Annotated in this window: 9 protein-coding genes; 6 read left to right on the forward strand and 3 right to left on the reverse strand. The window is 70.0% G+C overall.

The annotated features are described in order from the left end of the window. A partial coding sequence (locus RIF93_RS15615) for a 3-hydroxybutyrate dehydrogenase (protein WP_309092370.1) occupies window positions 1-633 on the forward strand: 633 nt, incomplete at its 5' end. Here RIF93_RS15615 and RIF93_RS15620 read toward each other — a convergent pair. Together RIF93_RS15620 and RIF93_RS15625 are read right to left on the reverse strand one after the other, a co-directional pair. Continuing rightward, window positions 558-1,475: a pyridoxamine 5'-phosphate oxidase family protein gene (locus tag RIF93_RS15620; RefSeq protein WP_309092371.1), complete on the reverse strand. Its 918-nt coding sequence runs from the start codon at window positions 1,473-1,475 to the stop codon at window positions 558-560. The two genes, RIF93_RS15615 and RIF93_RS15620, sit on opposite strands and share 76 nt — an antisense overlap. A gap of 4 nt (window positions 1,476-1,479) precedes the next feature. Further along, window positions 1,480-2,094, reverse strand: a complete 615-nt coding sequence (locus tag RIF93_RS15625; RefSeq protein WP_309092372.1) for a glutathione S-transferase N-terminal domain-containing protein — start codon at window positions 2,092-2,094, stop codon at window positions 1,480-1,482. Between the two features lie 96 nt (window positions 2,095-2,190). On the opposite strand from RIF93_RS15625, the gene RIF93_RS15630 reads away from it, so the two are divergent. Continuing rightward, window positions 2,191-3,090, forward strand: a complete 900-nt coding sequence (locus RIF93_RS15630) for a LysR family transcriptional regulator (RefSeq protein WP_309092373.1) — start codon at window positions 2,191-2,193, stop codon at window positions 3,088-3,090. A gap of 70 nt (window positions 3,091-3,160) precedes the next feature. Continuing rightward, on the forward strand, window positions 3,161-4,144 hold the full coding sequence (locus RIF93_RS15635) for a nitronate monooxygenase family protein (protein WP_309092374.1): 984 nt from the start codon (window positions 3,161-3,163) through the stop codon (window positions 4,142-4,144). A gap of 3 nt (window positions 4,145-4,147) precedes the next feature. Here RIF93_RS15635 and RIF93_RS15640 read toward each other — a convergent pair whose 3' ends face one another. Next, the gene (locus RIF93_RS15640) at window positions 4,148-4,717 is read right to left on the reverse strand and encodes a hypothetical protein (RefSeq protein WP_309092375.1); all 570 of its coding nucleotides are present in this window, start codon (window positions 4,715-4,717) and stop codon (window positions 4,148-4,150) included. A 111-nt stretch (window positions 4,718-4,828) separates the two neighbouring features. On the opposite strand from RIF93_RS15640, the gene RIF93_RS15645 reads away from it, so the two are divergent. From RIF93_RS15645 to RIF93_RS15655, 3 genes are all read left to right on the forward strand, one after another. Then, complete coding sequence (locus tag RIF93_RS15645) at window positions 4,829-5,794, forward strand: SPFH domain-containing protein (RefSeq protein ID WP_309092376.1); 966 nt, start codon at window positions 4,829-4,831, stop codon at window positions 5,792-5,794. A gap of 3 nt (window positions 5,795-5,797) precedes the next feature. Continuing rightward, window positions 5,798-6,256, forward strand: a complete 459-nt coding sequence (locus RIF93_RS15650; protein ID WP_309092377.1) for an NfeD family protein — start codon at window positions 5,798-5,800, stop codon at window positions 6,254-6,256. Window positions 6,257-6,423: 167 nt separating this feature from the next. Then, on the forward strand, window positions 6,424-7,737 hold the full coding sequence (locus tag RIF93_RS15655) for a hypothetical protein (protein ID WP_309092378.1): 1,314 nt from the start codon (window positions 6,424-6,426) through the stop codon (window positions 7,735-7,737). Window positions 7,738-7,783 lie beyond the last annotated feature (46 nt).

A 7,783-nucleotide genomic window follows, 5' to 3' on the forward strand; every position in this document is an offset into this window, starting at 1 on the left:
CAGCGCACCAACGCTCGCGTGCTCTACCACGGCGCGGACCTCAGCAAGGCCGGGGAGGTCCGTGATCTCATTGCCTTCGCGCACAAGGAGTTCGGCCGCCTGGACATCCTGGTGAACAACGCGGGCATTCAGCACGTCGCCCCCGTGGACGAGTTCCCGGACGAGAAGTGGGACGCCCTGATCTCGGTAATCCTGTCCTCGACCTTCCACGCGACCAAGGCGGCGGTGCCGATCATGAAGGGCCAAGGTCGCGGCCGCATCGTCAATATCGCCTCGGCGCACGGCCTCGTCGCCTCGGCGTTCAAGTCCGCCTACTGCGCGGCCAAGTTCGGGGTCGTGGGCTTCACCAAGTCCTGCGCCGTCGAACTCGCGCGGACCGGCATCACCGTCAACGCCATCTGCCCTGGCTACGTGAAGACGCCGCTGATCGAGTCGCAGATCGGGGACCAGGCCAAGGCCCGCGGCATCTCGCCCGAACGCGTGGTCGAGGACGTGATCCTGGCCGCCCAGCCGAACAAGACCTTCGTCGAGTACGAACACCTGGCCGGGCAGCTGCTTTACCTGGTTTCGGACCTCGGCGCGTCGGCCACCGGCGCGACGTTCTCGGTCGATGGCGGCTGGACGGCCACCTGATGCAGGCCCGAGGCGCGGCGGAAACCGCGCTCCACTCGGAAACGCCAGACGCGCTCGGCGCCGGGGAGGCTGCGGTCGTCCCACAGCACCTCGGCGCGGCCCTGCAGCTGGGTCAGCACGCCGGCTTCGAAGTCGACGAACAGCAGGGCGGCGCGCGGCTCCAGCAGCAGGTTGCCTAGGGTGTTGAAGTAACGGTTGCCGCGGTAGTCGGGGATGGTCAGCACATCCCCGTCCGCCTGTACGAATCCGGCCGGGCCGCCGCGATGCGAGACGTCCACGCCGCCGTTCTCGACGCCCGCGCCGCTCGTACTGGCGACGAAGAAGGTGTCGGCGCGACGAACGTGCGCCCGCGCGGCCGGATCGAGTCCTTCGAAGGTCTCGAAGTCGGCGGCTGCGTCCGGGTTCGGCTCCACCACCCGCGGGTGGATATACTGCGGGCAGTTGCCGAAGCTCTGCAGCACCTGGACGATCAGGCCCTCGTCGCCGGCGTACGCGATCCGGCCGTTCGCGCGGTTGCGGCGCCGGGTGTGCAGCTCGATGCCCAAGAGGCCTATGGGCGCGCCCCTTACCAGGCGCTGGCCGGCCGGGTCGCCGCAGGCGGCGGCGATGGCCAGGGTCCACGGATCGGGGCTCGCGACGAAGCCCTCGCCGCCGACCAGCAGGGTGGCGGTCGGCGCGCCATCCGCATCAAGGCTTGCGGCGACCATGAACGGCAGCTGGGCGAAGAACACCCGGTGCTGGTCCGGCATGAAGTCGCGGATGCCCGCGCCGCCGGGAAAGCGGTCGGCGCCGGACAGCGCCTGAGCCTGCCGCTCGCCCGCGTGCCAGGGTCCTTCGCCCATGGGTTTACGCCGCCACCGCTGCGCTGGGCATCGGCGTGACGCCCGGCTGGGCTTCGACGCGGCCGATCCAGGCCTGGACGGCGGGAAAGGTGCTGAGGTCCACCCCGCCTTCAGGGGCGCAGGCCAGGTACGGATAACAGGCGATGTCGGCCAGGGTGATGGTGTTGGCGGCGAGCCACGGCGAGCTCTGCAGACGCTGCTCCATTACCTCGAGCAGCCTGCGGGCGAGCGCCTGAGCGGCGTCGAGATCGCCCGGACGGCCCATCAGCTTGATGATGCGGGCGGTCGCGGGGCCGAATCGGATCTCGCCGGCCGAGATGGAGAGCCACCGCTGCACCTCTGCGGCGCGCGCCGGGTCGGCCGGCAGCCACGGGCCGTCGGGGTCGTAGCGCTTGGCCAAGTAGACCAGGATGGCGTTGGAATCGGCCAGCACCAGTCCGCCGTCCTCCAGCACGGGGATCTGCCGCAGCGGGTTCAGCTTGCCGAAGGCCTCGGTCGACCAGGTCTCCCGCGGCGCGTGCACATAGTCGAACTCTAGCCCCAGCAGGCGCAGGAACAGCTCGACCTTGTGGGTGTGGCCGGAGAGCGGGACGCCGTGCAGGCGGATCTTGGCGGTCATGTCGGTCCCTCGTTGAGCGAGACCTCTAAGCTAGGCGTTGCGGATCCTGTGCAGAATGGGCCTAGTTCTCAAATCAGAATTGCGAATACCGGAACAATGGACCGATTGGACGAACTGGCGGTGTTCCTCGCCGTGCTGGAGACCGGGAGCCTCGCGGGCGCAGCGCGGCGGCTGCGCCGCTCGCCCGCCGCCGTCACGCGGACGCTGGCGGCGCTCGAAGTCCGCGTCGGCGCGCGGCTGGTGGAGCGCACCACCCGCAGTCTTGCGGTCACCGACGTGGGCCGCCGCGTGGCCGAGGACGCCCGCCGCGCCCTGGCCGCCTATGACGCCGCGGTGCAGCGGGAGGAGACCGGCCTGCTTCGCGGGCACGTGCGCCTCAGCGCGCCGGTGGTGTTCGGACGCCGCCACATGGCGCCGGTCGTCAGCCGTTTCCTGAACGCCAATCCGGAGGTCACCGCCGAACTGGTGCTGAACGACCGCAACCTGGACCTGATCGACGAAGGTCTGGACCTGGCGCTGCGCATCGGTCGCCTCGCGGACTCCACGCTGGTCCTTCGCAAGGTGGGCGAGGTGCGCCGCGTGGTGATCGCCGCCCCGGAGTACCTGGCGAGCCGCGGCGTCCCGGCGAGCCCGGCCGACCTCGCCGGCCACGAGATCATCTATTCCAGCACCCAGTCAGGGCCGACCGAGTGGCGCTTCGAAGGCTCGCGCGGGCCGGTGTCGGTGCGACTTCGCCCGCGGCTGATGATCAATGCGGTGGAGCCGGTGGTCGGCGCGGTCGCCATGGGCAAAGGCATCGGCCGGGTGCTCTCCTACCAGGTCGCGGAGGAGCTGGCGGACGGCCGGCTCGTCCGCCTGCTCGAGGGGTTCGAGCCCGCGCCGCTGCCGGTCCAGCTCGTTACGCCCAGCGTGCGGCTGACACCGGCCCGCGTCCGCGCCTTCCTGGACTTCGCCGCCGCCGAGCTTTCGCGGCTGACGGTGATCCGGCCTGCATGACCCCGCGTCACGGTTTCCAACGATAACCTGGGGCGCCATCCTTCCCCGAAAGACTTCGGGAGGACCGGCCATGACCCTGCACACCAAGCTTTGCGACCTCCTCGGCGTGCGCCATCCGGTGATGCTGGCCGGCATGGGCGGCGTCTCTTACGCCGAGCTGGTGGCGGCGGTTTCCAATGCCGGCGGCTACGGGGTTTTGGGGATGGCAGGCCGGAGCCCGGACTTCATCCGTGATCAGATGCGCCGCGTGCGCGAGCTCACCGAGAAGCCGTTCGGCGTCGACCTGCTGGCCGCCAGTCCCGAGAGCCTCACCGCCTCGGTCGACGTGATCATCGAAGAGGGCGCCTCCAGCTTCGTCGCCGGACTGGGCGTGCCGATGCCCATCATGGAGAAGCTGCAGAAGGCCGGCCTGAAGGTGATGGTGGTCTGCGGGGCCGTGAAGCACGCCGTGAAGGCCGAGCAGGCGGGCTGCGACGCGGTGATCTGCCAGGGCGGCGAGGGCGGCGGCCACACCGGCCTCGTCGGCACCATGCCCCTGGTGGCGCAAGCAGTCGAGGCGGTGAAGATCCCCGTGGTGGCGGCGGGCGGCCTCTACGACGGACGGGGCCTGGCGGCCGCGCTCAGTCTGGGCGCGGTCGGGGTTTGGATGGGCACGCGCTTCATCGCCTCGAAGGAGGCGCATGCCGGCGAGATGTACCGCCAAACCATCGTCGAGGCCTCGGACGAGGACACCGTCCGCACCCGCTGCTACTCGGGCAAGCCGATGCGGGTGAAGAAAAACCCTTACGTCGAAGACTGGGAGAGCCGCCCGGCCGACATCCAGCCCTTCCCGCAACAGGCCATCCATTCGCACCAGGCCGGCGTCATGGGGGGCATCGGCGGCCAGATCGAGGGGCTCGACGCCGACCGCTCGTGCTTCGCCATGGGCCAATCGGCCGGCGGCGTCCGCGACGTGCGCCCAGCCGGCGAGATCGTCGAGGCCATCGTCGCCGAGGCCGAGGCGGCCATCGACCGGGTCGCGGGCCTCCGCAACCGCGCCATGGCTCCCGCCTGAGGCCTAGGGCGCCACCGCCAGGTAAGCGTTGGGGTCGCGTACGAAGGTGACCGCGTCCGCCAGGCACCCCTGCCAGGCGGCCAGGTGCGTGCGACCGCTGTCGCGGCTGTCCGACTTCAGCAGCAGCGCCGCATAGGTGACGTGCGGCTTGGCCTGCCGATCCTGGTACATGCGGCAGACGACCGAGCTCTGGTTGAAGCCGTTGATCTGGGTCAGGGTCGGCGTCCCGGTCGGCAGCAGGGCGTCGAACAGCACCGCCTGGCAGCCGCGGGCGTTGGCGTTGCAGCCGGCGAACTGCACCGAAAAATTGGCTGCGGCCGAGGTGATCGCGACAAACACCGAATCCTCCTCGCGCCGCGGCGGCGCGGCCTTGGCGCCGGCGGCGGTGAGCAGCTCGGTCAGGTTCTGCGGATTGGTCGCGTCGTACGGGCCGGCGGGCGCGGCGGCGCCTGGCCTTGCCGGCGCCGTCTTGGCCGCCGGCGCTTTTGGCGCAGGCGTCTTGGCTTGGGCGAACGTCTCGGCCGGGGCGGCGAGCAGGGCGGCGGCGAGGCAGATGGTGATCGGTCGCATCATGACGGAGGGCTAACAGACCCACGACTTGGGCGCGAGCGTGTCCGGTTTCCGTAGCGTGAGTAGAAGCTGGCCAGTAAGCTCGACCCCGAGAAGTCGAGAGGGCGGTGGATCATGGAACTCGCAGTCGCAGGCGTCTTTCTGTTCCTGGCGGTGGTGGTGGCCTTCGGCGCCATCAAGATCGTGCCGCAAGGGCGCGAATACACGGTGGAGCGGTTCGGCCGCTACACCCGGACCCTGAAGCCGGGGATCAGCTTCCTCACGCCCTTCGTGGAAGGCATCGGCCGGCGCGTGAACATGATGGAACAGGTCCTGGACGTGCCGCGCCAGGAGGTCATCACCAAGGACAACGCCGTGGTCCAGGTGGACGGCATCGTCTTCATCCAGGTGATGGACGCCGCCGCGGCGGCCTACCGGGTCGACAACCTGAACTACGCCATCCAGCAGCTGGCGATGACCAACCTGCGGACGGTGGTGGGCTCGATGGAACTGGACGAGGTGCTGTCCCAGCGCGACGCGATCAACACCCGCCTGCTGAACGTCATCGACGAGGCGACCGGGCCTTGGGGCGTGAAGGCCGCGCGAATCGAGATCAAGGATCTCCAGCCGCCGCCGGACATCACCGCGGCCATGGCCCGGCAGATGAAGGCCGAGCGCGAGCGGCGTGCGGTCATCACCGAGGCGGACGGCGAGAAGTCGGCCGCCATCGCCCGCGCCGAGGGCGCCAAGCAGGCGGCCATCCTGGAGGCCGAGGGCCGCCGCGAGGCGGCGTTCCGCGACGCCGAGGCCCGCGAGCGCGAAGCCGAGGCCGAGGCGAAGGCGACCGAAATGGTCTCGACCGCCATCGCCAAGGGCGACGTGAACGCGATCAACTACTTCGTGGCCCAGAAGTACGTGGAGGCCTTCGCCCAACTGGCCAACAGCCCGCAGCAGAAGACGGTGATCGTGCCGGCCGAGATGAGTGCGCTGGTGGGTACGGTTGGCGGCGTGGGCGAGCTGGTGAAGGCCATCGCCGCCGACGGACCGCCGCCGAAGTCGCCACCGCGCGGCCGCAGCGCCGTGCCGACCACGGGAGCCTGACGGATGGACGCGCTCGCCGACCTCTACGCCGCCCAGCCGTTCTGGATTTGGGTGGCGCTGGCCGCCGCCCTTCTGGCGGTCGAAATCATGACGGGCTCGGGCTGGCTGCTGTGGGCCGCGGCCTCGGCCGCGGCGGTGGCCATCGCCACCGGCATCGGGGACCTGACGTTCGCCATGGCGCTGCTGGTGTTCGCCGCCCTGACGATCGTGTCGACCCTGCTGGCCCGCCGCTACCTGCCGCGGGCGGTCACGGCGCAGGGCGGGGACATCAACGACAACGTCGACCGGCTGGTGGGCCGCTCGGCGGCGGCGGTCCAGCCGTTCGAAGGCCGCTCGGGCCGGGTCCTCATCGACGGCAAGGAGTGGCCGGCGGAGCTCGAAGGCGAGGGTCGTCTCGACGCCGGCGAGAAGGTCGAGGTGGTTGGCGTATCGGGCGTGCGTCTCACCGTCCGCCGTGCATAACGAGGGTCGCCCGCAAGGCCCTGGATTCGCCGGAGTTCGGCCATTCGCCGGCTCCGGGACGGCCACACTTGCGCCCGCCTCAGTCGGCAACTTGACCCAGAGGGGCCTGCGGCGCTTATGTGCGCGCCAAACACAAGACCACCCAAGGTTACCCAGGAGAAGCAAAGGTGAAGACGCCCAAGGCTATCGGGCTCGCGGCGGCGCTGGCGGCGCTTGTATTCGTGCCCGCCGCGGCCGTGTCGCAAGGCAAGAAGGCCGCCGAGATTCCGGCCGCCGCCCGCAAGAGCGGCATGGCCGAGGCCCCCGCCGTCGTCCAGGCGGCCGGCCTGGCGTGCCAGGTGTCCGACGCCCGCAAGATCGGCGAGGACAAGAAGACCAAGACGGCCTACTACGAAGTCGCCTGCGGCGCGGGGAACATGGGCTATGTGCTGCAGGCCCCGGCCGGCGGCGCCCCCACCGTCTTTACCTGCGTGGAAGCGAACACCCCGCCGGCCCCGGGCCAGGCGCCGTCCGCGCCCTGCATGCTCGCCGACAACAGCGACCCCAAGGCGGTCCTGACGCCCATCCTGCAGAAGGCCGGCGTCCAGTGCCTGCCCGAACAGGCCCGCGGCATCGGCCAGACCAAGGCCAACACCTACCTCGAAGTCGCCTGCCAGGGCGGCGGCGGCTACATCGTGATGGCCAGCGCGCCGTTCGACGCGTCCAAGCCGGCGCAGGCCCAGAACTGCCTGCTGTACGACGACGCCGAGACCAACATTAAGTGCACCCTGTCGGACAAGGCCGCGCGCCTGGCGGTCGTCGACCGCTACGCCGCCGAAGCCAAGAACGGCTGCGTTGTGAAGGACCGCCGCTTCGTGGGCGCCGCCAAGGACAACTCGCAGTTCTTCGAAGCCTCGTGCCAGGACGGCAAGGGCTACATCTTCAAGACCAGCGCCGCGGGCCAGCTGTCCGAGACTTATGACTGCGCGAAGGCCACCCACCTGCTGGGCGGCTGCACCCTGACGGACGCCCGCCAGGCTCAGACCGAGCAGGCGGCGCTCTACACCAGGCTCGCCAAGGGCGCCGGCTCGAACTGCGAGGTCGAACGCTACGCCCTCTTCCCGCCCCGTCCGGGCGAGGAGATCGTCGAGATGGTCTGCAAGGACGGCAAGGGCGCGATCGGCCTCTTCAAGGCGGCCGGCGGCAGCCAGGTCCTGGACTGCGGCCGCGCCCCGGTGGCCGGCTACAAGTGCAGCCTGAGCAAGGATCCCGGCTACGGCAACCTCACGGCCGACCTGAAGAAGTTCAACTTCAACTCGTGCGAGGTCTCGGAATCCCGCGTGGTCGGCAAGACCGAGAAGGGCACCACCTTCGTGGAAGTCGCCTGCGCCGACGGCCTCAAGGGCTACGTGATCGAGTACCAGTCGGCTCCGAAGGTCCAGGCCGTGAACGCCATCGGTTGCGCGTTCGCCGGCAACTGCAAGCTGAAGGGCAACACCTAAGCTTCCAGCAAGGCTGAAACAGAGAAGGCCCGCGGAGCGATCCGCG

This window comes from Phenylobacterium sp., assembly GCF_031181185.1.
Lineage (GTDB): Bacteria > Pseudomonadota > Alphaproteobacteria > Caulobacterales > Caulobacteraceae > Phenylobacterium.

Coding starts and splice junctions, on each gene's coding strand:
- RIF93_RS15640 (WP_309092375.1), bottom strand. CDS start 4,717: ATGATGCGACCGATCACCATCTGCCTCGCCGCCGCCCTGCTCGCCGCC.
- RIF93_RS15630 (WP_309092373.1), top strand. CDS start 2,191: ATGGACCGATTGGACGAACTGGCGGTGTTCCTCGCCGTGCTGGAGACC.
- RIF93_RS15625 (WP_309092372.1), bottom strand. CDS start 2,094: ATGACCGCCAAGATCCGCCTGCACGGCGTCCCGCTCTCCGGCCACACC.
- RIF93_RS15620 (WP_309092371.1), bottom strand. CDS start 1,475: ATGGGCGAAGGACCCTGGCACGCGGGCGAGCGGCAGGCTCAGGCGCTG.
- RIF93_RS15650 (WP_309092377.1), top strand. CDS start 5,798: ATGGACGCGCTCGCCGACCTCTACGCCGCCCAGCCGTTCTGGATTTGG.
- RIF93_RS15645 (WP_309092376.1), top strand. CDS start 4,829: ATGGAACTCGCAGTCGCAGGCGTCTTTCTGTTCCTGGCGGTGGTGGTG.
- RIF93_RS15635 (WP_309092374.1), top strand. CDS start 3,161: ATGACCCTGCACACCAAGCTTTGCGACCTCCTCGGCGTGCGCCATCCG.